This is a genomic window from Nocardiopsis endophytica (assembly GCF_027706725.1).
GTDB classification, from domain to species: domain Bacteria; phylum Actinomycetota; class Actinomycetes; order Streptosporangiales; family Streptosporangiaceae; genus Nocardiopsis_A; species Nocardiopsis_A endophytica.
Window position 1 is genome coordinate 16,604 of record NZ_JAQFWQ010000009.1, and the last position, 23,541, is coordinate 40,144.

The 23,541-nt window shown below is 74.2% G+C and carries 22 protein-coding genes; 12 read left to right on the forward strand and 10 right to left on the reverse strand.

Annotation, left to right across the window (positions count from 1 at the left end):
* Nucleotides 1-60 precede the first annotated feature (60 nt).
* From O4J56_RS05050 to O4J56_RS05060, 3 genes are all read right to left on the reverse strand, one after another.
* A complete protein-coding gene (locus O4J56_RS05050; RefSeq protein ID WP_270683911.1) occupies nucleotides 61-1,284 on the reverse strand; it encodes an RNA-guided endonuclease InsQ/TnpB family protein in 1,224 nt (407 codons plus the stop codon).
* A 171-nt stretch (nucleotides 1,285-1,455) separates the two neighbouring features.
* Entirely contained in the window at nucleotides 1,456-2,622 is a 1,167-nt protein-coding gene (locus O4J56_RS05055) for a S1 family peptidase (RefSeq protein WP_270683912.1), read from the reverse strand.
* Between the two features lie 584 nt (nucleotides 2,623-3,206).
* On the reverse strand, nucleotides 3,207-5,390 hold the full coding sequence (locus O4J56_RS05060) for a S9 family peptidase (protein WP_270683914.1): 2,184 nt from the start codon (nucleotides 5,388-5,390) through the stop codon (nucleotides 3,207-3,209).
* 102 nt (nucleotides 5,391-5,492) lie between these two features.
* On the opposite strand from O4J56_RS05060, the gene mshB reads away from it, so the two are divergent.
* Nucleotides 5,493-6,353, forward strand: coding sequence for an N-acetyl-1-D-myo-inositol-2-amino-2-deoxy-alpha-D-glucopyranoside deacetylase (mshB, locus tag O4J56_RS05065; protein ID WP_270683916.1), 861 nt, complete (start codon nucleotides 5,493-5,495; stop codon nucleotides 6,351-6,353).
* A 324-nt stretch (nucleotides 6,354-6,677) separates the two neighbouring features.
* Nucleotides 6,678-7,112, forward strand: coding sequence for a hypothetical protein (locus O4J56_RS05070; RefSeq protein WP_270683918.1), 435 nt, complete (start codon nucleotides 6,678-6,680; stop codon nucleotides 7,110-7,112).
* Between the two features lie 28 nt (nucleotides 7,113-7,140).
* Here the strand turns inward: O4J56_RS05070 and O4J56_RS05075 are convergent, their stop codons facing one another.
* The 3 genes from O4J56_RS05075 to O4J56_RS05085 form a co-directional block, all read right to left on the reverse strand.
* Complete coding sequence (locus tag O4J56_RS05075; RefSeq protein WP_270683919.1) at nucleotides 7,141-8,301, reverse strand: site-2 protease family protein; 1,161 nt, start codon at nucleotides 8,299-8,301, stop codon at nucleotides 7,141-7,143.
* A 278-nt stretch (nucleotides 8,302-8,579) separates the two neighbouring features.
* Nucleotides 8,580-9,914, reverse strand: coding sequence for a hypothetical protein (locus O4J56_RS05080; RefSeq protein WP_270683920.1), 1,335 nt, complete (start codon nucleotides 9,912-9,914; stop codon nucleotides 8,580-8,582).
* A 66-nt stretch (nucleotides 9,915-9,980) separates the two neighbouring features.
* Nucleotides 9,981-10,229 (reverse strand): putative acetyltransferase, encoded by a 249-nt coding sequence (locus tag O4J56_RS05085; RefSeq protein ID WP_270683921.1) that lies wholly within the window; start codon nucleotides 10,227-10,229, stop codon nucleotides 9,981-9,983.
* Between the two features lie 192 nt (nucleotides 10,230-10,421).
* On the opposite strand from O4J56_RS05085, the gene fdxA reads away from it, so the two are divergent.
* Nucleotides 10,422-10,748, forward strand: a complete 327-nt coding sequence (fdxA, locus tag O4J56_RS05090) for a ferredoxin (protein WP_017556681.1) — start codon at nucleotides 10,422-10,424, stop codon at nucleotides 10,746-10,748.
* A gap of 204 nt (nucleotides 10,749-10,952) precedes the next feature.
* Entirely contained in the window at nucleotides 10,953-12,062 is a 1,110-nt protein-coding gene (dapC, locus tag O4J56_RS05095; RefSeq protein ID WP_270683923.1) for a succinyldiaminopimelate transaminase, read from the forward strand.
* Nucleotides 12,063-12,354: 292 nt separating this feature from the next.
* On the opposite strand, the gene O4J56_RS05100 is transcribed toward dapC, so the two are convergent.
* Entirely contained in the window at nucleotides 12,355-13,263 is a 909-nt protein-coding gene (locus tag O4J56_RS05100) for a hypothetical protein (protein ID WP_270683925.1), read from the reverse strand.
* 266 nt (nucleotides 13,264-13,529) lie between these two features.
* Here O4J56_RS05100 and O4J56_RS05105 point away from each other — a divergent pair, with 266 nt between their 5' ends.
* The 3 genes from O4J56_RS05105 (at nucleotide 13,530) to O4J56_RS05115 (ending at nucleotide 16,423) form a co-directional block, all read left to right on the forward strand.
* Entirely contained in the window at nucleotides 13,530-14,366 is an 837-nt protein-coding gene (locus tag O4J56_RS05105) for a 2,3,4,5-tetrahydropyridine-2,6-dicarboxylate N-succinyltransferase (protein WP_270680753.1), read from the forward strand.
* A 100-nt stretch (nucleotides 14,367-14,466) separates the two neighbouring features.
* Complete coding sequence (dapE, locus tag O4J56_RS05110) at nucleotides 14,467-15,534, forward strand: succinyl-diaminopimelate desuccinylase (protein WP_270683927.1); 1,068 nt, start codon at nucleotides 14,467-14,469, stop codon at nucleotides 15,532-15,534.
* Between the two features lie 67 nt (nucleotides 15,535-15,601).
* Entirely contained in the window at nucleotides 15,602-16,423 is an 822-nt protein-coding gene (locus tag O4J56_RS05115) for an LOG family protein (protein ID WP_270683929.1), read from the forward strand.
* Nucleotides 16,424-16,721: 298 nt separating this feature from the next.
* On the opposite strand, the gene O4J56_RS05120 is transcribed toward O4J56_RS05115, so the two are convergent.
* Entirely contained in the window at nucleotides 16,722-17,048 is a 327-nt protein-coding gene (locus tag O4J56_RS05120; RefSeq protein ID WP_270683931.1) for a hypothetical protein, read from the reverse strand.
* Between the two features lie 63 nt (nucleotides 17,049-17,111).
* Between O4J56_RS05120 and O4J56_RS05125 the strand changes: the two genes are divergently transcribed.
* From O4J56_RS05125 to O4J56_RS05135, 3 genes are all read left to right on the forward strand, one after another.
* Nucleotides 17,112-17,669 carry a hypothetical protein gene (locus O4J56_RS05125; RefSeq protein WP_270683933.1) on the forward strand — a complete coding sequence of 186 codons (558 nt, stop codon included), beginning with the start codon at nucleotides 17,112-17,114 and terminating at the stop codon, nucleotides 17,667-17,669.
* Between the two features lie 48 nt (nucleotides 17,670-17,717).
* Nucleotides 17,718-18,317, forward strand: a complete 600-nt coding sequence (locus O4J56_RS05130) for a DNA-3-methyladenine glycosylase I (RefSeq protein WP_270683935.1) — start codon at nucleotides 17,718-17,720, stop codon at nucleotides 18,315-18,317.
* 148 nt (nucleotides 18,318-18,465) lie between these two features.
* Nucleotides 18,466-19,041: a hypothetical protein gene (locus O4J56_RS05135; RefSeq protein ID WP_270683936.1), complete on the forward strand. Its 576-nt coding sequence runs from the start codon at nucleotides 18,466-18,468 to the stop codon at nucleotides 19,039-19,041.
* 469 nt (nucleotides 19,042-19,510) lie between these two features.
* Here the strand turns inward: O4J56_RS05135 and O4J56_RS05140 are convergent, their stop codons facing one another.
* Nucleotides 19,511-20,323 carry an enoyl-CoA hydratase-related protein gene (locus tag O4J56_RS05140; protein ID WP_270683937.1) on the reverse strand — a complete coding sequence of 271 codons (813 nt, stop codon included), beginning with the start codon at nucleotides 20,321-20,323 and terminating at the stop codon, nucleotides 19,511-19,513.
* A 273-nt stretch (nucleotides 20,324-20,596) separates the two neighbouring features.
* Here O4J56_RS05140 and O4J56_RS05145 point away from each other — a divergent pair, with 273 nt between their 5' ends.
* Complete coding sequence (locus O4J56_RS05145; RefSeq protein ID WP_083932818.1) at nucleotides 20,597-20,764, forward strand: DUF3117 domain-containing protein; 168 nt, start codon at nucleotides 20,597-20,599, stop codon at nucleotides 20,762-20,764.
* A gap of 53 nt (nucleotides 20,765-20,817) precedes the next feature.
* Nucleotides 20,818-22,326, forward strand: a complete 1,509-nt coding sequence (locus O4J56_RS05150; protein WP_270683938.1) for a leucyl aminopeptidase — start codon at nucleotides 20,818-20,820, stop codon at nucleotides 22,324-22,326.
* Between the two features lie 453 nt (nucleotides 22,327-22,779).
* Here O4J56_RS05150 and O4J56_RS05155 read toward each other — a convergent pair whose 3' ends face one another.
* Nucleotides 22,780-23,394, reverse strand: a complete 615-nt coding sequence (locus O4J56_RS05155) for an O-methyltransferase (protein ID WP_408639085.1) — start codon at nucleotides 23,392-23,394, stop codon at nucleotides 22,780-22,782.
* Nucleotides 23,395-23,541: the final 147 nt, after the last annotated feature.

Consider the following 23,541-nt stretch of genomic DNA (forward strand, 5'->3'; position numbering starts at 1 on the left):
ATTCCTGCGGCTCGGGTGCCGCAGGAGCGGTCTACCTCACGGAGGCCGCTGGTTCCTGTTTCACTGGGATACGCCTACCGCTCTCGCGGTCGGACTGACAATCCCTCCGCAGGCTTTTATCCTCTCCGCCCGCCCGGCGGCGAGTATGACTAACGATGCATTGACGTCCCGGTCGTGGATAGTGGCGCATTTCCTGCATTGCCATGTGCGCACATGTAGGGACTTCGGTCCATTGATCGACGCGCATTGAGAGCAGGTCTGTGTGGTAGGAAGGAAGCGATCCACCTTGTGGAAGGTCCTGCCGTGGAGCGAGGCTTTATAGGTCAACATCCTCAGGAAGGTCGACCATGCGGCATCGTGTACGCTCTTCGCTGATCTGCTGCAACTGAGGAGGCTTCGAACATCCAGGTCCTCCGCATAAACCGTTTGGTTCTCGCGGATGATGCGGGTGGACAGCTTGTGTTGGAAGTCTCGGCGCGCATCGGTGACCTGCGCGTGCGTTCGTGCGAGGCGAAGGCGTGCCTTGGCTCGGTTGTTCGACCCCTTCTGTTTGCGTGAGATTGAACGGTGGGCCTTTCGTAGCTTGCGTTCCGCGCGGCGGAGGAAGCGCGGATTGGCGATCCTGGTCCCGTCGGACAGGACTGCGAAATGGGTAAGGCCAAGGTCGATCGCCACATCGTCATCAGTGTCCGGCATTGGGGTGTTCTCGACGGTGACGACGAAGGAGGCGAAGTACCTGTCGGAGGCGTCTTTAATGATGGTCACGCTTGAGGGGGGTGCGGGTAAGGAGCGCGACCAGACTACGGGTATCTCTCCGACCTTAGGGAGCGAGAGGCGTCCGGCTTCGGTGACCTTCCAGCCACTGGTCCTGGTAAAACAGGCTGACTGCCTACCGTCGCGGCGGGACTTGAACTTGGGTGCCCCGACGTGCGGCCCCTTGCGCTTCCCGCTTTTTGAGTCCTCGTGCGCCTTCCATGCCCTGTCCAGGTGGCGAAGTGTCTGTTGCAGGGGTACCGCTGCGACCTCCCTGAGCCACTCCCGCTCCGGGGTCCGTCTCGCTTCGGAGACGAGGGGCCTGTACAGGTCGTAGCTGTTCGGGACTCGTCGGTAGGGCCCCTCCGCCAGCCGTGACCTGGGTGGGCCGAGCAGCTTGTTCGAGCGCTTGATCGGGATGATCTGCTCAAGGGCATCGTTCCAGACAGTCCGCACGCACCCGAACAGGCGTGCCAATCGCTCAACCTGGCCCGAGGTTGGATACACGCGGTATTGGTATCGAAGCCGCATGTGAGTAGCGTAGCCGCCCGCACTCGAACGTGTGAGCGAATCCGGAGAATCTGTGGATGCCAAGGAAGGACCGGCCGACGGAGGGGGATGGGGGCCTCCGCCGGCCGGTCCGGTGCCGCGGTCGGGCCGCGGCGGGTGCGAGGTGCTACGGCCCTGTGCCGGGCCGCCGGGTCAGCCCGTCAGCAGGGTGACCCCGTAGGTCTCCAGGATCGGGTTGACCGGCTGGAAGAAGGTCGTCCCGCCGGACGTGCAGTCGCCCGAGCCGCCGGAGGTGACGCCCTGGGCCTGGTCGTCGCTGAGCCAGGAGCCGCCCGAGTCGCCGGGCTCGGCGCACACGTCGGTCTGGGTCAGCCCGTTGACCGTGCCCTGCGGGTAGGACACCGACTGGTTCTTGGCCTGGACGGTGCCGCAGTGCCAGCCGGTGGTCGAGCCCGAGCGGCAGATGGAGGCGCCCTCGGGGGCCTCCTCCGAGCCGGCGACGGTGACGGTCCCGCCCTCGTAGTCGTTGACCGCGGGGGTGGGGGTCCAGTTGTCGTCGGTCTCGACCGCCGCCATGTCGGCGCCGGGGAACTCGGCGTCGGTCACCGTGCCGGTGCCCGACCCGTCCTCGGAGCTCACCTGGGTCCCGGCGTCGCCGCAGTGGCCCGCGGTGACGAAGCCGGTCTCGGTGGCGAACCCGATCGAGCAGCGGCCGCCGCCCGTGGAGTAGGCGTCGCCGCCGACCACGTCGGCGTAGAGCCGCGGCTCGTCCTTCGTGGTCTCCACCGTGTAGGCGTCCGCGGGCACGCCCGCCGCCTCCGCGAACTCCTCGGCGGCGGCCTCCTCGCCCTCCAGGGCGGTGATGACCACGCTGTCCTGCCGGATGTCCGGGTACCACCCGGCGATGCCCTCGGACAGCTCCGCGCCCTCGGCGTTGAGGTCGGCGATCATGGCGTCCAGCTCGTCCTGGCCGTTGTCGACGACCTCGGCCTCGGCGCCGGCCGCGGTGACCTGGTCGGCCGCGGAGGCGTCGGTGACCGCGACGGTCAGGGTGCCCGACTCGATGTCGAACCAGCTCCCGCCGAAGGCCTCGCCCAGGTCCGAGCGGAGGGCCTGGTCGGTGTCGCGGGCCTCGGCCTCGGTGTCGAGCAGCTCCTTCGCCTCGGCCTCACTGAGGCCCAGGTCGCGCTGCATCGCCTCGAGCTGGTCCCCGGCGACCGAGCCGCCGGAGGCGCTTTCGGCCGCCACCGAGGCGGCCTCCTGGGGGGATCCTCCGGACAGGGCCGCGAAGCCGGCCCCGACCAGACCCAGAGCGAGCGCGCCGCCGCCTGCGGCGCGCGCGATGGTGGACTTTCGCATCCATCCGCCCTTTCGAATTGTTGGGGGTAAGGGCGGGTCCGCGTTGAAGAGCGGGGGCTCAAGGCGGACCCGGCCGCCGGGCCGACCGGGGTTCCGGGCGGCGCCGACAGGCCGTTCACCCTGCGGTTTTGCGCCGCATTGGGTAAACGATGTGCCACCTTAGGTGATGGTGTCCGAGTGGCGACAGATGCCGGTGACCTTCCGAAATGGAGGGATGTTACCGGCTGGTCGGGTCTGTCGGACCGGCGCGTCGGGCGGGCGGGGGTGAAACGGCGACGTGGCGCCCCGGATACCCGATGAAGGGGTGATGGGATGTCTGAGTGCCGTCCGGAATGTCAAGTACAGAGATTGGCCGGATCAGGACAGTAAACCCGGGGCCGGGATAAGCGTCGTTTGTCGCAGCCGGGTGCGGAGTTCAGGCGGACTGTTCACCTGCGAGGGATTCGGTTGCGCGAATCGTCAAATCCGGAACAGGTGGAAGCGGGAGGGTGTCAACGCGCCGGTTGCCGGGCAGTGCCGGCGGCGGCCAGACGGTGCCGGGCGGTGCCGGGCGGTGCCGGCGTCCCCGGCACCGCCCGGACCGCTCAGTCCGCGGCCGCCCCGTCCCCGATCCCCAGGGACGAGCGCAGGAACTCCACTTGGAGCAGCAGCAGGTTCTCCGCCACCGTCTCGTCGGTCGGCATGTGGGTCACCCCGGACAGCGGGAGCACCGTGTGCGGCCGCCCCGCCGCAAGCAGCGCCGACGACAGGCGCTGGCTGTGCGCGAACACCACGTTGTCGTCGGCCAGCCCGTGCACCAGCATCAGCGGGCGCTTCAGCCCCGGCGCGTCGTCCAGCAGCGAGCTGCGCCGGTAGTCCTCCGCGCGCTCCTGCGGCAGGCCCAGGTACCGCTCCGTGTAGTGCGTGTCGTACAGCCGCCAGTCGATCACCGGAGCCCCGGCCACCGCCGCGTGGAAGACGTCCGGGCGGCGCAGCACCGCCAGCGCCGACAGGTACCCGCCGAAGGACCAGCCCCGGATGCCCACCCGGTCCAGGTCCAGGCACCCGTACCGCTCGGCCGCGTCCCGCAGGGCCGCCACCTGGTCCTCAAGAACCGGCTCGGCGAGGTCGGTGTGGACCGCCTGCTCCCACTCCACCCCGATCCCGGGGGTGCCGCGCCCGTCGGCCACCAGCACGGCGAAGCCCTGCTCGGCGAACCACTGCGAGGTCAGGTACGCCCCGCGCGCCTCCAGCACCCGCTGGGCGTGCGGCCCGCCGTAGGGGTCGACCAGCACCGGGAGCCTGCGCCCCGCGTGCGCCCCCTCGGGGTCGAACCACGACGGCAGCACCAGCGCCGAGGGGATGCGGCGCTCACCGGCCCGCCACAGCCGCGGCCGCGGCGCCGGCAACTCGGGCTCCTCGGCGTGCGAGGCGATCTCGGTGGCCGTGCCCCGCGTCTGCGACCAGGCGTCGGCCACCACGAGCGTGCGCACCCCGAAGGCGTCCAGGGAGCGCCGCTGCACCACCAGCGTGCCGCCGCGCATCCGCCCGGCGTCGACCGCGGAGCCCTCCGACCCGGGCAGCTCCACGGGCCCGGCGAAGCCGTCCGAGGCGTCCATGAGCCACAGCTCCACCGCGCCGGGCCGGTCGGCGGGCGAGACCGAGCACAGGATCCGGTCGCCGTCGACGTCGGACACCCCGCGCACGTACAGCCCGGGCGGGCCCATCGGGCGGCCGCCGACGAAGAGCCGCCGCTCGCCGCCCTCCTCGCGGCCGATCCACACCGGCTCGCCGCTCGCGGTGAAGTCCGGGACCCCCGGCATGATCTCCACCCACACCGGGTCGGTCTCGGTGCGCACCGGGCCCGTCAACCCGGTGGCCGGGTCGGCGCTGAACACGGTGAGGGTGCGCTGGTCGCGGCTCTGCGCGCTGAAGACGGCGGTGGGGGTGCCGTCCGGTCCGGTCGTCCACCCGGCGGTGGCCAGGTAGGGCAGCGCCCCGCGGTCCCACTCCAGCCACTGCGGCTCGGGCGGGCCGTCCCCGCCGCCGCGCACGTCCAGCACGGCCAGGCGCACATCGGCGTTGTCCGTCCCGGCCGCCGGGTAGGCCATCGGCTGGGCCCCGGCCTCCGGGGTGCCGGGATCGGAGATGTGCCACCGGGCGACCATCGACTCGTCGACCCGCGCGGCGAGCAGCGCCGAGGAGTCCGGCGACCACCACATGCCGCGGTGGCGCCCCATCTCCTCGGCGGCGATGAAGTCGGCCAGGCCCCAGGTCGTCCCGGGGCCGTCGGGCTCGGCGACGGCGCGGTCGGCGCCGGAGCCGACCGACACCACCCGCAGGGCGCCGCGGCACACGTAGGCGACCGACTCCCCGCGCGGGCAGATGCGCGGGTCCACCGCCGGCGCGGCGGCGGGCAGCTCGAACGGCTCGGCGCCGTCGCCCACCAGGTCCACGCAGTACAGGCGCCCGGACAGGGCGAACACCGCCCGGGTGAACGCCTCGTCGGTGCTGTAGGCCACGATCCCGCCGCTGCTCACCCTCAGCCGCTCGCGGCGCGCGCGCTCCTCCGGCGGAAGGTCCTCCTCGGCGCCGCCGATGGTGTGCGGGTCGGCCAGCACGCGCTCCCGGCCGGTGTCCAGGTCGAGCAGCCACAGGCATGCGGCGCCGTCGGTGCCGTGCCTGCTCCGCAGGAAGGCGACCTTCCGGCCGTCGGGGGAGAGGGCGAATGACCGGGGGACGCCCAGCGTGAACCGCCGCGTCCGCGCTTCTTGCCGTGGAAAGCTCATGCGGCGATTGTCGCCCATCGGCCGGTCCCCGGGTGCGCGGGGCGCACGCGCCCGGCCTGTTCCGGGGGGATCGCCGGTTCGGCCCCGGTATCGTCGGGTGCCATGACCGACCGCCGACTGCTGCTGGTGCACGCCCACCCCGACGACGAGACGATCGTCACCGGCGCCACGATGGCCAAGTACGCCGCCGAGGGCGCCGAGGTCGCCCTGGTCACCTGCACGCTCGGCGAGCGGGGGGAGGTGATCCCGCCCGAGCTGGGGCACCTGGCCGAGGAGCGCGAGGGCGGCCTGGGCGAGTACCGCGTCGGCGAGCTCGACAAGGCCTGCCTTGCGCTGGGCGTGCGGGACCACCGCTTCCTCGGCGGCGCCGGGCGGTACCGGGACTCCGGGATGATGGGCGCGCCGACCAACGACGACCCGTCCTGCTTCTGGCGGGCCGACGTGGAGGAGGCCGCGCTCCGGCTCGCCGAGGTGATCCGCGACGTGCGCCCCCACGTGGTCGTCACCTACGACGACAACGGCGGCTACGGGCACCCCGACCACATCCAGGCCCACCGCGTCACCCTGCGGGCCTTCGAGAAGGCGGCCGAGCGCGCGCTGGCGGGCCAGCCCTGGCAGACGCGCAAGCTCTACGCCATCGCCCAGCCCAGGACGCGCCTGGAGGAGCAGGTGGCGCGCCTCCAGGGCGAGCCGGGGCCGTTCACCGCGCCGTCCGGGGTCGGCGACATCGCCCCGGGCACCCCCGACGCGCGGGTGACCACCCGCGTCGACGCCTCGGCGCACTGGGCGGCCAAGGCGCTGGCCATGCGGGCGCACGCCACCCAGATCTCCGTCGACGGCGAGCGGTTCGCGCTGTCCAACGGCATCGCCCAGGAGATCGACGCGGTCGAGCACTTCACCCTGCTGCGCGGGCCGACGCCCCGCCCCGGCCCAGACGGCTTCGAGACCGACCTGTTCGCCTGACCGTCGTTGGTCTCGGGAGAAACGACGCAAAAACCGGCCCCTCCAGTCTCGGACCGCCCCCTCAGGCGGCCCGGGGCGGACTCGGGTGGTGGAATCGACGCCTGATCTGCCTAAAAGCGTCGATTTCACGACACAGGATGCCCGCCCCCTTCACCTGCTGCCCGGTATGCCCGGTATGCACCGTCCCGGCGGCCGCCTCCGCGATGATCTCGGGGAAGCCGGGGTTGAACCGGACACGATGAGCCCGACTTCCCCGAGATCGACGGGGATCCGCGACGTCGATCGCGGGGACGGCTCGCGTGCCGTGTGTCTTAGGCTTCCTACGTGCCCGATTCCGCTTCCGCGGGCCGCTCCGGCCCCTTCGCCTCCGCCGTCGACTTCGTCGTCCTCCCGGCGCTGTTCTGCGCCGCGGTGGTCGTCGGCATCGTGGGCGGGGTGCTCTTCGCCTGGGTGGCCTGGCTGTGGCTGAGCGGCCCGGTGGGCCAGGTGCTCGCCGGAGCGGCCCTGCTGGTGTGGCTGTGCCTGATGTACGCGGCGGTCCGGACGGCGGGGTGGGCCACCGGGTCGCGCGCCGGAGCGGGCGTCTGCGCGGTCGGGTGGGCGCTGGCGCAGGTGGCGCTGCTGCTCGCCGGCGAGTCGGGCGACGTGTTCTTCCTCTTGTCGTCCGCCGGGATCAGCAACGCCTACCTGTACGGCGGGGTCGCGGTGGTGACCTTCGCGGTGGTGTTCACCCCGCCGGCCGGTGCGCGGGCCGACTGAGCCGCACCGGCACCGGCACCGGTCCGGATCAGCCGAGCCAGAACCGCATCAGGAGCTCGCCGAAGAAGATGTCCATCTGCGGCATGCCGATCTTCTGGAAGAGCCCGGTCATGGCGTTGATGTAGGCCAGGTTCACCGCGTTGAACCACAGCACGGCGAAGACGGCGATGGTGCCGAAGAGGCCGAAGCCGCGCGCCACGCGCTCCATCCCCTCGAACCGCCGCGGGCTGGCCGTGGCCGCCTCCAGCAGCGGAACGAAGACGCCGTAGCCGTCCAGGCCGGGGATGGGCAGCAGGTTCACCAGCGCGGCCGTCAGGTTGAGGTAGCACAGGAACATCAGGCCGCCGATGAACCAGTTGTCGGTGACCATCCCGGCGGGCACCAGCAGCATCACCGCGACCGCGAACCCGGCCGCCAGCACCAGGCTCGCCACGATCCCGGCGAGCGGCGCCAGCATGCGGCGGCCGCGGCCGCCGAGCGCCTCGCGGTCGACGTAGGAGGCCGGCCCGGTCATGCCGATGCCGCCGAGCACGACGAACACCACGGGCATGAGCAGGCCGGTGAACACGCCCCCGCCGGTCTCGCCCGTCCCGGCGACCCTGCGCTCCCGGTAGGCGAGGGGGTTGAGCCGCAGGTAGCCGCTTGCGCGCAGGCCGCGGTCGCCGCCCAGGTAGGCGACCAGGGCGTGGGCGAACTCGTGCACGGCGACCGAGAGGATCCAGGCGCCCACGATGAACACGAACGGCGCGTAGGGCGTGCCGCCGTAGGTGTACAGGTCCTGCGTCTCCTCCCAGCGGGTCCAGGAGAAGTACCCGGCGAAGCCGGTGATGCCCAGGATCAGCAGGAAGACCGGGCTGGGCAGCAGGTCGAAGACGGAGGAGCGGGCGGGCTCGCCGGGGGCGCCGCCGTCGGCCGCGGCCTCCTCCCCGGAGGCGTCGGCCGTGCCGTCCCCGGCACCGTCGGCGGCGCCGTCCGGGCCGTCGGAGCTCCCGGCGCCCTGGGCGGCGTCGCCTTCGGCGCTCTCGGAGTCCTCGGCGCCTTCGGTGTCCTTGGAGTCCTCGGTGCGCCCGGTGTCCTCATCGGAACCGGCCGCGCCGGTCGCCACGGCGCCCTGCGGCTCCTCCCCCTCCGGGCCGGCGCTTCCGGCGGGCGTCTGGGAATCCGTACCGGCCGGATCGGGCGTGGACATGCTTCTCCCACAGGTCGTGACTGCTGATCGTGAACGCTGGCGGCCGGCCGCGCGGGCGGCGGGGGAGGCGCCCGGGCCGACGCCTCCAGGCTAAGGGGCCCCGGGCAGGGGTCCGGCTGAGGGTGCCCGGCCGGGCGGCGAGGCGCGGTGATCCCGACGGAGGCGCCGCCGAATCCGCCGCCGAAGCCGCCGGAACGACAACGGCCCCGTCGAGGCCACCGCCGCGTGCGCCCGGGGCGCGGCCCCGGTCACGGCTCCGGCCGTCCCGGTCGCGCCGGTCACAGCGACGTGCTCGGCGCGGTGGCCGAGCGGTGCATGGCGGTCAGGGCGAACGCCTGGCCGCTGCGGGTCAGGTCCGGGGTGCCGGTGCCGCCGACCAGGTCGCTGCGGCGGACGAAGCCCAGCGTCTCCAGCAGCCAGGTGACCTGCAGCAGCACCGCGTGCACCTGGGCGGTGGCCGGGGAGTCCCCGGACGCGTCGCCGCCCCACCCGGCCTCGGCCAGGACCTGGCGCGCCTCCTCCATCACGTCCGAGCGCTCGGCGCGGGCGTGGCTGCCGGTGGCCCGCGGGGAGCGCTGCAGCAGCAGCCCCAGCAGGGTCTCGGTGGCGGCCTGGGCGAACCCGTCGGAGTCCAGCACGCTGTCGGCCACGGCGCGCCACAGCTCGGCGCCGTCGCCGTGCAGCCGCCGCCCGCGGCGGGTCAGCACCATGCGGCGTCCGGCCCTGCGCACCGCGCGCATCCCGCGCAGCAGCTTGTGCAGCGAGATGAGCTGCATGGCGTCGGTCTCGCTGCGCGGCGGCGAGGGCGAGGTGGCCCAGTCGAACTCGGCGCACAGCTCGCGCACCACGGTGGGGGAGATGTAGCCGATCTGGGTCAGGCCGATGCCCTCGTCGGCGAAGTCCAGCAGGCGGTGCACCGGCGCCAGCGCCGCGTCGGCGTCCGGCGGCGGCTCCGCGCCCACGATGAGCTGGCCCAGCAGCGGCCAGAGCCGCTGGCGGTGCGGGTGCGAGGGCGAGCCCAGCCAGCCGCGCACCCGCTCCTCGCGCACCCGGTCCAGGCGGCTGCGCCCCTGCCCGTCGGGCTGGGTGAGGAAGGCGCGGGCGAACCGCTCCTGGGCGGTGCGCCAGCCCCGGGTGCCCGGCCGCACCTCGCCCGCGGCGATGGCCAGCTCCAGGGCGGCCGAGGTGGCCTGGTGCGCCGAGATCTCGGCGGTGCCCAGGGCGGTGCCCCAGGTCAGCTCGGGCAGGTCGGGCGGCTCCACCCCGGAGGCGCGCATCGCCCGGCGGTAGGCGGCCAGGCCGCTGTCGTGGCCCGAGGAGTGGGCGTCCAGGATGGCGCGGGTGGTGGTGGACGAGCAGATCGCGGCGTAGCGGTCCAGGTCCAGCAGGGAGAACAGGCGCCCCAGCGAGCGGGCGGTGAGCATGCGCTCGCCGGTCTCGCCGGCGAACCGCACCGGCAGCACGTACCAGCAGAACTCCTGGACCGACCGCTGCGTCAGCTCCTCCAGTTCGCCGCCCCCGGTCAGGGAGGCCAGGGCGTTCTCGGCCAGGCGCGCGGCGCGCGGGTCCAGCCGGGCCAGCTGCGCGAGCGCGGACGCGACGGTCTCCTGCATGGCGTGGGTCGGCACCTCCCCCTGCCGGGCGCTCCGTTGCCGGTCCGGCTCCGCTGTCGTCCGTTCCTACCGTTCCGTGTCGGGGCCGCCCCGGGTCCGCCGGCGCCGCTCGGGCGGGCTCTGCGGCACCAGCCTGCTCCCGGCGACGTCGGCCTCGGCCACCTCGACCGGCGCCCCGTCGCGCCTGCGCACCGAGATGGTGCCGTCACTCCACCGTTCCAGGACACCGACGATATCCCGGAACCGGCCGTCGGGCAGCCGCACGCGAAGCACGGCGCGGCGCCCCACGTCCCCGGGGGAGGCCTCACGGGCCATGCGTGCCCCGTACCCCACTGGATCCGACCCCCAATTGGGCACGTGGGCCCGCTGAGCGCAATACTGGAATCTGCGAATCGTCTGACGTGAGCCCGGCGAGTCCGCGTGCCGGATGCCCGGCGTCGCCCAGGCTACGACAGCGAAGACCCTTGCACGCGGTCAACGTGGCGAAGACCGAAGAGGAGTAACGACGTGACCTACGTCATCGCGCAGCCGTGCGTCGATGTGCTCGACAAGGCCTGCATCGAGGAGTGCCCTGTCGACTGCATCTACGAGGGCGAGCGCATGCTCTACATCCACCCGGACGAGTGCGTCGACTGCGGCGCCTGCGAGCCGGTGTGCCCCGTGGAGGCCATCTACTACGAGGACGACCTGCCCGAGCAGTGGTCCGAGTACTACAAGGCCAACGTCGAGTTCTTCGACGAGATCGGGTCCCCTGGAGGGGCGTCCAAGGTCGGCAAGTACGACACCGACCACCCGATCATCGCCAAGCTGCCCCCGCAGGCGGAAGGCGAGTAGCCGGAACGCCGGCCGCGCCCGGACCGCGGGCGACACCGGGGCGGCCGACGGCCCGCGCCGCACGGCGCCGCTTGGCGCGCGTGCGGCGCGGGGAGGGCCGTTCCGGAGCCAGGGGACCGGGTCCGGCACCGCCGGGCCCGGTCCCGTCAGCGCCCACCCCCGTGACACGAGGGGGCGGGACCGAGCCGTGTGGAGCAGATTGTGATGGCGGAACGACGACGCCTCGCCGACCGGATGCCGGTCTTCCCCTGGGACCGCCTCGCGCCGCACAAGGCGACGGCCGCGGCCCACCCGGACGGGATCGTGGACCTGTCGATCGGCACCCCGGTCGACCCGGTCCCCGAGGTCGTGCGGCGGGCGCTGGCCGACGCGGCCGACGCCCCCGGGTACCCGGCCACGCACGGCACCCCGGCGCTGCGCGCCTCGGTCGCCGGGTGGCTGGAGCGCAGGCACGGCGTGCAGGCCGACCCGGACGAGGACGTGCTGCCCGCCATCGGCACCAAGGAGCTGGTGGCCTGGCTGCCCACGCTGCTGGGCCTGGGCGAGGGCGACACCGTCGTCCACCCCGAGCTGGCCTACCCCACCTACGACGCCGGGATCCGCCTGGCGGGCGCGCGCCCGCTGCCCGCCGACGGGCTCACCGCGCTGGGCCCCGAGCGCCCGGGCCTGGTGTGGATCAACTCCCCGGCCAACCCCACCGGCCGCGTGCTCGGCGCCGACCACCTGCGCAAGGTGGTCGCCTGGGCCCGCGAACAGGGGGTCATCGTCGCCTCCGACGAGTGCTACCTGGACCTGGACTGGGAGGGCGAGCGCCCGCTGTCGGTCCTGCACCCGGACGTGTGCGGCGGCTCGCACGCCAACCTGCTGGCGCTGCACTCCACCTCCAAACGCTCCAACCTGGCCGGGTACCGTGCCGGGTTCGTCGCCGGGGACTCCGAGCTGATCGCCGAGCTGCTGGCGGTGCGCAAGCACGCCGGGATGATCCTCCCGGCGCCGGTGCAGGCGGCCATGGGCGCCGCGCTGGACGACGACGCGCACGCCGAGGAGCAGAAGGCCCGGTACGGCGCCCGCCGCGCCGCCCTGCGCGCGGCGCTGGAGTCGGCCGGGTGGACCATCGACCACTCCGAGGCGGGCCTGTACCTGTGGGCCTCCCGCCCGGACCTGGACGCCTGGGGCGCCGTGGCGGAGCTGGCCGGGCGCGGCATCCTGGTCGCCCCCGGGGACTTCTACGGCCCCACGGGCACCGGACACGTGCGGGTGGCCTTCACCGCCACCGACGAGCGCATCGACGCCGCCGTCAAGCGGCTGGCCTGAGCGTCCCCCCTACCTCGCCGGTCTCGGGGAGGTAGGGCTCATCGAGCCGGTCTCAGAAGGCGCGCGGACAGGCGTGTGTTCTCGGCGTTGATCTCGGGGAAGTCGGGCTTATGCTGTCCGTTTTTACCCCGGCTTCCCCGAGATCAACGATACGGGGGCGGCGGTCGGCGACGGGGCGCGAGGCTCGGCCCCTGCGGCGCGCCCGCCTATCCGCGCGAGCTCTTAGGGGCGCATTTCCCGAGATCAACGGCGCAGGAGCGGCGCCGGGGCGGGCGGGTCAGCCCAGCACCGCCTAGCCCAGCACCACCTGGCCGTTCGGGGCGCGGTCGGGGACGCTCTGCCACCCCTCCTGGCCGTTCTCGGCGGTCCAGCGCTGGTCCTCATAGCCGACCGAGGTGATCCCGTACTCCTCGGAGTTGGCCACGGCCCACAGCGCCATCGCCCAGCCCAGGTCGCCCGTCTGCGGCTGCTCACCGGGCGAGGGCAGCGCGCCCGGGTCGGCGCCGAACACCCGCTTCATCTCCTCGACCGCGCCGTCCACGTCGGGGGAGGCCGACGGGGACGGGGACGGCGAGGGCGACTCGCCCGGGGTGCGGCCCGGCTGCTCGGGCCAGCAGGTCAGCGCGGGCCCCTCGGCGCCGGTGAAGGCGCGCGCCATCAGCCGGGAGCGGTTCTCGTGCTGGTCGTAGGCGAACCCGTCGGCGCTGCGCTGCACCGCCTGGGCGGCCTCGTACACCGGCATGTCGGCGTAGGAGTCCACCTTCTCCAGGTGCTCGTAGAACTCGTTGCTGGCGTAGACGGGGTCCATGATCTGCTCGGGGGAGCCCCACTCCTGGGAGGGGCGCTGCTGGAACAGCCCGAGCGAGTCGCGGTCGCCGTAGTCGATGTTGAAGAACTTCGTCTCCTGCCACACCGTGGCGTAGGCCACGACCACGGCGTGCTGGGGCAGGTCGCGGCTGAAGGCCACCCCGCCGACGGTGGCGGCGCTGGCCGCCTGCTCCGGCTCCAGCGGGTCGGTGGTCCCCTCGACGCGCACACTGCACCCGGCGGCGACCGGCGGGTCGATCTCCACCGGCTCGACCGAGCTGATCACGTAGTAGCCGGCCGCCACCAGGGCGCCGCAGACGACGGTCAGGACGGCGAGGATCTTGACGAAGGCGGAGATCTTCTTCCGCTTCTTCGGACGGGTCTTCTCGTGCACAGGCAGGCCGTTGGAGTCATGGGGCGGGCCGCGCTGCGCGGCCGTGCGCCCCGACGGACAGGGACCGGCCCCCGGACGTGATGCGGGGGAGTGCGGGTCTCACGCCGTTGAACCGGGGTGTTCGCTACCCGAAATGGTAGAGCGTCTCCGGGGGAACCGCCGTGCAGGCGGCGCCGCGCCGGAGCGTACCGTCCCCGCGCCGGGGCGGCCACCCGGAGGGTGCGCCGGTTCGTCGGCGCGCCCGCGAACCAGTAGGCTCACCTCCCATGACCACCTCGTTCACCAGTCCGCTCCCCAAGGAGATCGACGAGCTCTGGGAGCGCCGCTCCGAGCTGACCCCTGACGACACCGCCGCCCGCGACACCATCATCGGCGCGGTCGACGAACTCGACGCCGGCAAGGCGCGCGTGGCCTTCGTCGACCCCGACTCGGACCAGGTGGTCGTCGACGAGCGGGCCAAGCGCTCGATCCTGCTGAGCTTCCGTGTGCTGGGCATGGAGGAGTCGCAGGTCGGCGACTTCTACCACCACGACCGCATCCCGCTGAAGAAGCGCTTCGAGGGCGTGCGCGTCGTCCCGGGCGCCATCGCCCGCTGGGGCGCCCACCTGGCCCCCGGCGTCGTGCTGATGCCCTCCTTCACCAACTTCGGCGCCTGGGTCGGCTCGGGCACCATGGTCGACACCTGGGCGACCGTGGGCTCCTGCGCCCAGGTCGGCGAGAACGTCCACCTGTCCGGCGGCGTGGGCGTGGGCGGCGTGCTCGAGCCCCCGCAGGCCTCCCCGGTGGTCATCGAGGACGACGCGTTCCTCGGCTCGCGCAGCATGGTCGTCGAGGGCGCCCGGGTGCGCCGCGGCGCCAAGCTCGGCGCGGGCACCATCCTGACCTCCTCCACCCGCGTCTACGACGCCGAGACCGGCGAGGAGCTGCCCCGCGGCGAGGCCCCCGCCTGGTCGGTGTGCGTCACCGCCAACCGGGTCAAGAGCTTCCCCGGCGGCGACTTCGGCATGCCGGTGCTGCTGGTGCTCAAGCGCCTGGAGGAGGGGCAGGAGCACGACAAGCTGGCCCTGAACGACATGCTCCGCGAGCACGGCGTCAACGCCTGACGCCTCCCGGCGGACCGGGCCGCCCCGCACCGCGGGGCGGCCCGCGCGCTCCCGTGCGCCCCCGCCTCCGCCCCCGCACCCGACCCCGAAGGTTCCGGCGATGCTCAACCTCGCAGACGACGTCCGCACCCTCACCGCCCGCCTCGTCGACACCGAGTCGGTCAGCGGCGGCGAGCGGGCCCTGGCCGACATGATCGAGCAGGCGCTCTCTGGCCTGCCGCACCTCCGGGTGGACCGCGACGGCGACGCCGTGGTGGCCCGCACCGGCCTCGGCCGCGCCAAGCGCGTCGTGCTCGCCGGGCACATCGACACCGTGCCGATCGTGGGCAACGTGCCGTCGCGGCGCGAGGGGGACCGGCTCTACGGCTGCGGCGCCTCCGACATGAAGAGCGGGGTGGCGGTGCAGCTGCGCCTGGCCGCCGCGCTCACCGAGCCCCTGCACGACCTCACCTTCGTCTTCTACGACTGCGAGGAGGTCGACGCCGAGCGCAACGGGCTGCGTCGGCTGGCCCGCGACCACCCGGACTGGCTGGCGGGGGACTTCGCGGTGCTGATGGAGCCCACCGGGGGCGCCATCGAGGGCGGCTGCCAGGGGACCATGCGGGTGGAGGTCATCGCCCGCGGTGAGCGGGCCCACAGCGCCCGCTCGTGGATGGGGCACAACGCGATCCACGAGGCCGGGCGCATCCTGGACGTCCTGCGCGCCTACACCCCGCGCGAGCCGGAGGTGGACGGGCTGCGCTACCACGAGGGCCTGAACGCGGTCTTCGCGTCCGGGGGCGTGGCGGGCAACGTCATCCCCGACGAGTGCACGGTCACCGTCAACTACCGGTTCGCCCCCGACCTGTCGGTCAAGGACGCCGAGGCCCACCTGCGGGAGGTCTTCGACGGGTTCGACGTGCGCGTCACCGACGCCGCGCCGCCCGCGCGCCCCGGCCTGGACGACCCGGCGGCGGCCGAGTTCGTGGCGGCGGTCGGCGACGGCCGGGCCCGCGCCAAGCTGGGCTGGACCGACGTGGCCCGGATGGCCGAGCTGGGGGTCCCGGCGGTCAACTACGGCCCCGGCGAGCCCACCCTGGCCCACACCCGCGACGAGTGGGCCGACCTGGCGCTGGTCGACGAGGCCGAGCGGCGGATGACCGAATGGCTGACCGGCGGCGGCGCCTGAGCGAACGGTTCGCCGCGGACGGCGCCGGCGCGGGCGCCCGCCTTGCCGCCGGGGATAGTTTGTCTCCATGACCGATGCTGACAAGATCCGCCGGGCGGGCCCATTGACCTACCGCGGCCGCGCCATCCCGGAGACCACCACCGACCAGCGGCTGCTGGACCGCAGGGGACCGGTCGACTGGGTGCACACCGATCCGTGGCGGGTGCTGCGGATCCAGTCGGAGTTCGTCGAGGGCTTCGGGCTGCTCTCCGAGGTCGGACCGGCGGTGAGCGTGTTCGGGTCCGCCCGCATCCGGCCGGGGTCGGACCACTACCGGCTGGGCGAGACCATCGGCGGCGACCTGGCGCGCGCCGGGTACACGGTCATCACCGGCGGCGGGCCGGGCCTGATGGAGGCCGCCAACAAGGGCGCGCAGGAGGCCGGGGGACCCTCCATCGGCCTGGGCATCGAGCTGCCGTTCGAGCAGTCCCTCAACGACTACGTCGACATGGGCGTCACCTTCCGGTACTTCTTCGTCCGCAAGACGATGTTCGTGAAGTACTCGCAGGCGTTCGTGGTGCTGCCCGGGGGCTTCGGCACCCTGGACGAGCTGTTCGAGTCGATCACCCTGGTGCAGACGGGCAAGGTCACCCGCTTCCCGGTGGTGCTCGTGGGCACCGACTTCTGGGGCGGGCTGGTGGACTGGATCCGCAACCGGCTCCGCGAGGAGGAGGTCATCTCCCCGGACGACCCGGACCTGATGTACCTGACCGACGACCCGGGCGAGGTCGTCGACGTCATCGCCAAGGCGCACGCGGACATGGCGGCCCGCCGCGAGAGCGAGGCGCGCCGGGAGACCGAGGTGCGCGCCGTCGCCGAAGAGGCCGAGGCGATCCGCGACGAGCGGTAGCACGGGGGCAGGTCCGGCGTCGATCTCGGGAGAAACGACGCCACCGGGCCGCCTGGAGTTCTGGGTTTTCGGTGTGGGGGCACGGGCGGCTTGCCCCGGGATGAGTCGGTGCCCCCTCGCTATGGCTCCGGGAGCACCGGCGGCGGCGACCCGCCAGGCGGGTCACCGCCGGGGCCACCTGTGCACCCGCGATCATGGAGCCCTGCGGCCACCGCCCTGGCCGGGAAGGACACCGGCACCCGAAGAACCCGTAGCTCGTGGACCGTTCTCAGGGGTGCTTCTCCCGAGATCGACGGAGCTAGGCCAGGCCCCGGCGGACGGCCGCCGGGGCGCGGTCACCGCGCACCGTCAGGGCCATGTCGAGTGCCTGGCGGGCCGCGCGGGGGTGCGCACTGGTGAACAGCCGCGCCCCCAGCCACGCGTAGAGGGCGACCAGGGCCGCGCCCTCGGCCGGGTCGTCGGCCTCGCACCGCACCAGCACCGGGGCGCCGTCGGCGGCCAGGGCGCGCACCCGCCCGGGCGGCGGGCGGTGCCCGGCGTCCACGGCGCCCTCCGGCGCCGCCGCCCCGGGCTCCAGCACCCGTGCCGACCCATGCGCGTCCCCGTTCCCGCCGCTCATCGCCATACCGCCGAGTCTGCCACGCCGGGGCCCGTCCGCGGTCCGCGCCGATGTGGCACGATCGGATCCGTGAATCCAACGATCCTCATCCTCATCTCGCTGTCGGCGGTCGCCGTTCTCGCCGGCGTCGCCTACGCGGTCATGGGGAAGGGCGGCCAACTGGCCCGCTTCGAGGCCGACCACCCGCCCCTGGACCTGCCCGAGGACCGGCCGGTGACCCCGGCGGACGTGGGCCGGATCGCACTGCCGCTGGCGTTCTGGGGCTACCATGTCCGCGGTGTCGACGAGGTGCTGCGCAGGCTCTCGGCGGCGCTGGCCGAGCGGGACGAGCGCATCGCCGACCTGGAGCGGCGCCTGGCCGAGGGCGGTGCCCCGACCGGTCCGCGGGTGCTCTACCCCCGCCCCCCGGTGGGCGGTCCCGCGGCGATCCGGCCCCCGCAGGCCGGACCCTCCGAGCCCCGGGCGGCCGCCCCCTCCCACGGCGCGGGCGCGCCCGCGCCCCAGGCCCCAGGCCCCTCCGAGGCCCCCGCCCCCGGGCGGGACGCGGCTCCGGAGGACGGGGCCGGCCCGGAGGCGAAGGCGGCCCCGCGGGAGGACGCCGCGGCCGGCCGCGCCGCCCACGGCTGAACCCGCCCCTCCCGGCACCCCGACAGCGAACCCGGCCGGGAGGACCCGATGACCGCGAACGACACCGCCCCGCACGCTCCGGCGCCGGCGGGGCCCGACGGGCGCCCCCGCTGCACCTGGGCGCTGGGCACCCCCGACCTGGCCGCCTACCACGACACCGAGTGGGGGCGGCCGGTCCGCACCGACCAGGGCATGTTCGAGCGCGTCAGCCTGGAGGCGTTCCAGGCCGGGCTGTCCTGGCTGACCGTGCTGCGCAAGCGCGAGGCGCTGCGCGAGCACTTCGCCGGGTTCGCCATCGAGGAGGTGGCGGCCTTCGGCGGGGACGACGTGGAGCGGATGCTCGCCGACGCCCGCATCATCCGCAGCCGGGCCAAGATCGAGGCGGTCATCGGCAACGCGCGGGCCGCCCTGGAGCTGCCGGGCGGGCTGGCCGCGGCCGTGTGGGAGTACGCCCCGGAGCCGGGGCGGCCCGCCCCCGCCGGGGACGCCGACGTTCCCGCGTCCACCCCGGAGAGCACGGCGCTGGCCAAGCGGCTGAAGAGGGCCGGGTTCCGGTTCGTCGGCCCCACCACCGCCTACGCCGCGATGCAGGCCACCGGGGTGGTCGACGACCACCTGGCCACGTGCTTCCTGGGGCGCGGCGCCTGAGCGCCCGGGGCGCGGAGCGGGCGCCCGCGGGGTCGCTTATCCTCGATCGCTGGACGGGCGATCCGGGCCCGAACCGGTTCGCGTGGGAGGAAGAGATGAGAGCGATGCACGGAAGGCCGGGCCCCGCCGCGCGCCCCTGGGGCGCCCGGTGAGCGGCTCACCGCCCCGCCCGGCCCACGAGGAGGGGGAGGCCCCCTCGCCGGTGCGGAGGATGTCGCTGTACCCGCCGCCGCGCTCCACCCGCCACACGGCCCGGCGCCGCAAGGGCTGGGTCGTCGCCTCCGTCGCCGCGGGAGCGGCCGTGGTCGTCGCCGGGGGCACCGCCGCGGCCCTCGTGCTCGGTCCGGGCCCGGACCAGGACCCGGGGCCGGGCGCCAGCGTGCCCGACACCTTCGCGGGCACCTGGGAGGGCAAGATGATCCAGGAGAACGAGGCGGGCGAGCACGTCACGGACTGGGACGCCCGGGTGCGGCTGGAGACGGGCGCCGAACGCGGCAGCTCGGAGTGGTTCACCCTGAACTGCCGCGGCAGCCTCACGCTGCAGGAGCGGGAGGGGGGCCGCCTCGTCTTCGACTACGTGGAGACCTACGACCCGGACGACCGGTGCGTGGACTCCTCGACGCTGACCCTGAGCGAGGGCGGTGCCGAGGAGACGCTGGAGGCCCGGTGGGAGGCGACCTCCCACGACGGCACGACGATGATCTCCACGGGGACGCTCTCCTAGAGGGTGTCCCGCCGAATGCCGCCGAGTGGTGCGGCTTCCGCCGGTTGTGACCGCCCCCGGCGGGCGGCCGGAGGCCGCCTCGCCGGAGGGACGGGTGTCAGCTCGGTCCGGGAAGGTGGGCCGGTCCCGCCCCAGGGCCGTCACCGGCGGGCCGACCCGGGCGGATGGACATCACACCACTCCAAGGGACACGACCCTCTCCTATGGGCGTCGTCCGGACCACGGCCGTCCCGGGCGGCGTCCGGGTGGGCCCGTCGCAGGTCCGTTGTGCTCCCTGGAGACCGGGGGAGTCGGCCCGGGGCGCTGTCGGCCCGTGGCGACGCGGCGAGGGTCGTCCCCGGCCGCCGTGCGGCAGGCCGTGACCCGCAGGACCCCTGGGCCCTCCCCGGCCCCGGCCGTCGGAGGGCCGTGCGGGGAGGGGCGGCGCCGCTCCCCGCACGCAATTGCATTCACGGGCAGGGGAACGGGGCTACTGCCCCTCGAACTCCGGGGTGCGCTTCTCCAGGAATGCCAGTGTGGCGTTCTTGTGGTCGCGGGTCTGCGCGCACTGCTCCTGCAGGCTCGCCTCCATGTCCAGCGCGTTGGCCAGGTCCAGGCCCGAGCCGAACGCCAGCTCCGCCTTGATCGCCGCATAGGCCACCGTGGGGCCCTGGGCCAGGCGCTCGGCCAGCTCCCGGGCGGCACCGGCCAGCTCCTCTGCCGGGACCACCCGGTTGACCAGGCCGATCTCCAGCGCACGCTGCGCGTCCACCGGCTCGGCCAGCATCAGCATCTCGGCGGCGCGGGCGTGCCCGACCAGGCGCGGCAGCGTCCAGGAGGCCCCCGAGTCGGCGCCCAGGCCCACCCCGGCGAAGGCCATCGAGAACTTCGCCTTCTCCGAGGCCACCCGCAGGTCGCAGGCGAACGCCAGGGCGGCGCCGGCCCCGGCCGCCACCCCGTTCACCGCCGCCACCACCGGCTTGGGCATGCTCGCCAGCGCGGACACGATCGGGTTGTAGTGCGTGCGCACCGTGCCGTCCAGGCCCTTGCCCTCGGACAGGTTCTCGGCGTGCTCGCGCAGGTCCTGGCCGGCGCAGAAGGCCCGGCCCGAGCCGGTGAGCAGCACCGCACGCGCTCCCGCGTCGGACTTGGCGCGCTCCACCGCGGCGAGCAGCTCGTCCTTGGCGGCCCGGGTGAGCGAGTTCATCGCGTCGGGGCGCTCCAGGGTGATGGTCGCGACCCCGTCGCTCAGGTCGTAGGAGACGCTCTCGGGTGCGCCCGTGTCGGCGTCGTTGTCGGCCACGTGGGACTCCAGATCGGCTCGGGTGAACGGTGCCGGCGCCCGCGTTCCGGCGCTGCGGCTATAACCTTACTGTTCGGATTCCTCGGAGCCGATGGCCCGGCGGCTGTCCGATCGTTCCCATTCCGGTCGCAAAACCGAGATAATGACGGAACAGGGATCGAAACCCTGAGTCGCGCGGACGGGACCCGGAATCGGACCGGGTGCGCCTCCGGCGCACCGCACGGTGCCGGAGGGGGCCCACCGCGAGAGTTTCCTTATGAAAGGGGATACGGCATGGCGGCGATGAAGCCGAGGACCAGCGATGGTCCGATGGAGGTCACCAAGGAGGGCCGCGGCATCATCATGCGGGTCCCGCTCGAGGGCGGCGGGCGCCTCGTCGTCGAGCTCACGCCGGACGAGGCCAAGGAGCTCAAGGACGCCCTGGACGGCGCCGTCGGCTGAGCGCCGGTGGTCTGACGCCGCATCCGACACGTCCCCCTAGATTGCGAGCGAGCGTGCCTTTCCCAACCCAGATCCACCCGGTGGCGGGATCCGTCGCCGAGGCCGGCGCCGACCTGGTGGCGGTGGCCGTGCGGGCCGGGGCCGAGGGCCCCGAGCCGGTCGGCGGTCCGCCCGGCGGCCTCCCGGACGACCTGGACGCGCGACTGCCGGCGCCCCTCGCCGAGCTGGTCGCCCACTACGAGCTGTCCGGCCGGGCCGGGGAGACGGCGCAGTTCGCCGCCGACCTGGGCGGCGGACTGGTGCGGGTGGCCCTGCTGGGCATCGGGGAGGGCACGCCCGCGGACATGCGCGCCGCCGGGGCCGCACTGGCCCGCCTGGCCAAGGGGCGGAGCCGGGCGGCGATCCCCGCGGGCGCGCCCGGCCTGTCCGGGGACGAGGGCGAGGGCGCCGCGGCGTTCGCCGAGGGCGCGCTGCTCGCCTCCTACCGGTTCACCCTGGCCCGCGCGCCCAAGGGCCCCGAGCCCGTCGGGGAGATCGCGCTGGCCTGCGGTGACGGCGACGGCAAGCCGGTGGAGGCCGTGCGGCGCGGCACCGCCCTGGCCCGGGCGGCCGCGCTGGCCCGCGACCTGGTCAACACCCCCTCGGCCGAGAAGGACCCGGCCTGGCTGGCCGGGCGGGCCGTCGAGGCCGCGGCCGGCGCCGGCCTGGAGGCGAAGGTCTGGGACGAGGACGACCTGGAGCGCGAGGGCTTCGGGGCGATCCTCGGCGTGGGGCAGGGGTCGTCCCGGCCGCCGCGCATGGTGCGGATCGACTACGCGCCCGAGGGCGCGGACCGGCACGTCGTCCTGGTCGGCAAGGGCATCACGTTCGACACCGGCGGCCTGTCGCTGAAGCCGAACGACAACATGAAGCTCATGAAGACCGACATGAGCGGGGCGGCCGTGGTCGTCGGCGCCATGTCGGCCCTGGGCGAGCTGGGCTGCCGCACCCGGGTCACCGGCCTGCTGGCGGTGGCCGAGAACGCGGTGTCCGGTGCCGCGCAGCGCCCCGGCGACGTGCTCACCACCTACGGCGGGCGCACGGTCGAGGTGCTCAACACCGACGCCGAGGGGCGGCTGGTGATGGCCGACGCCCTCGACTACGCGGTGGCCGAGCTGGAGCCGGACGCCCTGGTGGACGTGGCCACCCTCACCGGGGCGGCCAAGGTGGCGCTGGGCACCGGCATGGGCGCCCTGTTCGCCACCGACGACGCCCTGGCGCGGGCGCTGCTGGAGGCCGGTGAGCGCTCCGGCGAGCCGCTGTGGCGCCTGCCGCTGACCGAGGAGTACGCGGACACGGTCCGCTCGCGCGTGGCCGACCTGGCCAACATCGGCACCAGCGGCGACTACGGCCACCCCGGCGCCACCGAGGCGGCCCTGTTCCTGCGGGAGTTCACCGGCGGCCTGCCGTGGGCGCACCTGGACGTGGCCGGCCCCGGGCGGTCCATGGTCGACCAGGGCCTGCTCACCAAGGGCGGCACCGGGTTCGCCACCCGCACCCTCCTGCGCTGGCTGGAGGGGTAGCGGGGGCGCGTGTTCCCCTGATCGGCCGTCGGGCGGCCGTCGCACGAGGGCGGCGGCCGCCCGACGGCCGAGCGGACGGGGCGGCCGCCGGCGCCGGTCGGAACCCGCGGCCGGATCGGGGCGGCGCTGAGCCGCAGTGGCCCGACGGGCCTGTGGCCCGCCTGCGTGAACGGGAGAGACCCGGTGGTGGGGCACTCGGCCGCGCCGCGTGCTCGGCGTTGATCTCGGGAGAAACGACGCTTCCGGGCCGCTCGTAAGGGCGCTTTTCCCGAGATCAACGGCGCAGGGGCGGCGTTCGGCGGCGGAGTCGGCAGGGCTGGCCCCCTGCGGTCCGCCCGTGGTCTCCGTTGTCGTTCGGCAGGGCCCTCACCTGTGACATCCACCCACCGGGCGACCCGACGGCGTCCTTCGAGGGTCGCGTCCACCTGGTCGGGCGGGAGGCCCGCGGCCCGTTCACGCCTGGGCGTCCGTGCCGCGGATCGCCGCCAGCAGGCCGCCGCCCACCGGGAGCATCAGCGGGACCAGCGTCTCGTCCTCACGGACCGCGCGGGCGGTCTCGCGCACACCGACCGCGTCGGCGTCGGTTGCGCTGAGCGGGCCGTCCGGGGCCGCGTCGGCGGCACCGTGGAACAGCACCACGCCGCCCGGGCGCAGCAGCCGAAGCGCCTCCCGCAGGTAGTCGGGGTACTCGGTCTTGGCGGCGTCGGCGAAGACCATGTCATAGGCGCCGTCGGTGAGCCGGGGCAGCACCTCCAGGGCGGCGCCGCGGATCAGCCGGGTCCGGTTGGGCGAGAACCCGGCCGTCCGGTAGGCCTCGCGCGCGGCCTCCTGGCAGACCGGGTCGACGTCCACGGTGGTGAGGATGCCCTCAGGGTCCATGCCGCGCAGCAGCCAGATGCCCGAGCCGCCGCACCCCGTGCCGATCTCCACCACGGCGCGCGCGCCGATGGCGGCGGCCAGGAAGCGCAGCGCCGATCCGGACTCCTCGCCCACCGGGCGCACCGGCGCGCCGCGTGCCGCGGTGCGCACCGCCGCCAGTGCCGCCTGCGCGGCGGCGCCCGACCGCACGCCCCGCGCGGGGGTCTCTTCTGTGCCGGTGATGGCGGCCTCCTCAGCCTCCGGGCGGTCTCGTCAGGGCCAGCGTAGCCCTTCGACCGGCCGGAACGCGTGCACGAAACCTCGCGCCGGACCGGTGGCGCCGAAGGGGGCCGGACG

Excerpts from the sequence above, each read along its gene's own strand:
- O4J56_RS05075 (WP_270683919.1), bottom strand. The coding sequence starts at position 8,301 with ATGTCCACGCCCGATCCGGCCGGTACGGATTCCCAGACGCCCGCCGGA.
- mshB (WP_270683916.1), top strand. The coding sequence starts at position 5,493 with ATGACCGACCGCCGACTGCTGCTGGTGCACGCCCACCCCGACGACGAG.
- O4J56_RS05080 (WP_270683920.1), bottom strand. The coding sequence starts at position 9,914 with ATGCAGGAGACCGTCGCGTCCGCGCTCGCGCAGCTGGCCCGGCTGGAC.
- dapC (WP_270683923.1), top strand. The coding sequence starts at position 10,953 with ATGGCGGAACGACGACGCCTCGCCGACCGGATGCCGGTCTTCCCCTGG.
- O4J56_RS05105 (WP_270680753.1), top strand. The coding sequence starts at position 13,530 with ATGACCACCTCGTTCACCAGTCCGCTCCCCAAGGAGATCGACGAGCTC.
- O4J56_RS05115 (WP_270683929.1), top strand. The coding sequence starts at position 15,602 with ATGACCGATGCTGACAAGATCCGCCGGGCGGGCCCATTGACCTACCGC.
- dapE (WP_270683927.1), top strand. The coding sequence starts at position 14,467 with ATGCTCAACCTCGCAGACGACGTCCGCACCCTCACCGCCCGCCTCGTC.
- O4J56_RS05055 (WP_270683912.1), bottom strand. The coding sequence starts at position 2,622 with ATGCGAAAGTCCACCATCGCGCGCGCCGCAGGCGGCGGCGCGCTCGCT.
- O4J56_RS05050 (WP_270683911.1), bottom strand. The coding sequence starts at position 1,284 with ATGCGGCTTCGATACCAATACCGCGTGTATCCAACCTCGGGCCAGGTT.
- O4J56_RS05145 (WP_083932818.1), top strand. The coding sequence starts at position 20,597 with ATGGCGGCGATGAAGCCGAGGACCAGCGATGGTCCGATGGAGGTCACC.
- O4J56_RS05060 (WP_270683914.1), bottom strand. The coding sequence starts at position 5,390 with ATGAGCTTTCCACGGCAAGAAGCGCGGACGCGGCGGTTCACGCTGGGC.
- O4J56_RS05085 (WP_270683921.1), bottom strand. The coding sequence starts at position 10,229 with ATGGCCCGTGAGGCCTCCCCCGGGGACGTGGGGCGCCGCGCCGTGCTT.
- O4J56_RS05120 (WP_270683931.1), bottom strand. The coding sequence starts at position 17,048 with ATGGCGATGAGCGGCGGGAACGGGGACGCGCATGGGTCGGCACGGGTG.
- O4J56_RS05130 (WP_270683935.1), top strand. The coding sequence starts at position 17,718 with ATGACCGCGAACGACACCGCCCCGCACGCTCCGGCGCCGGCGGGGCCC.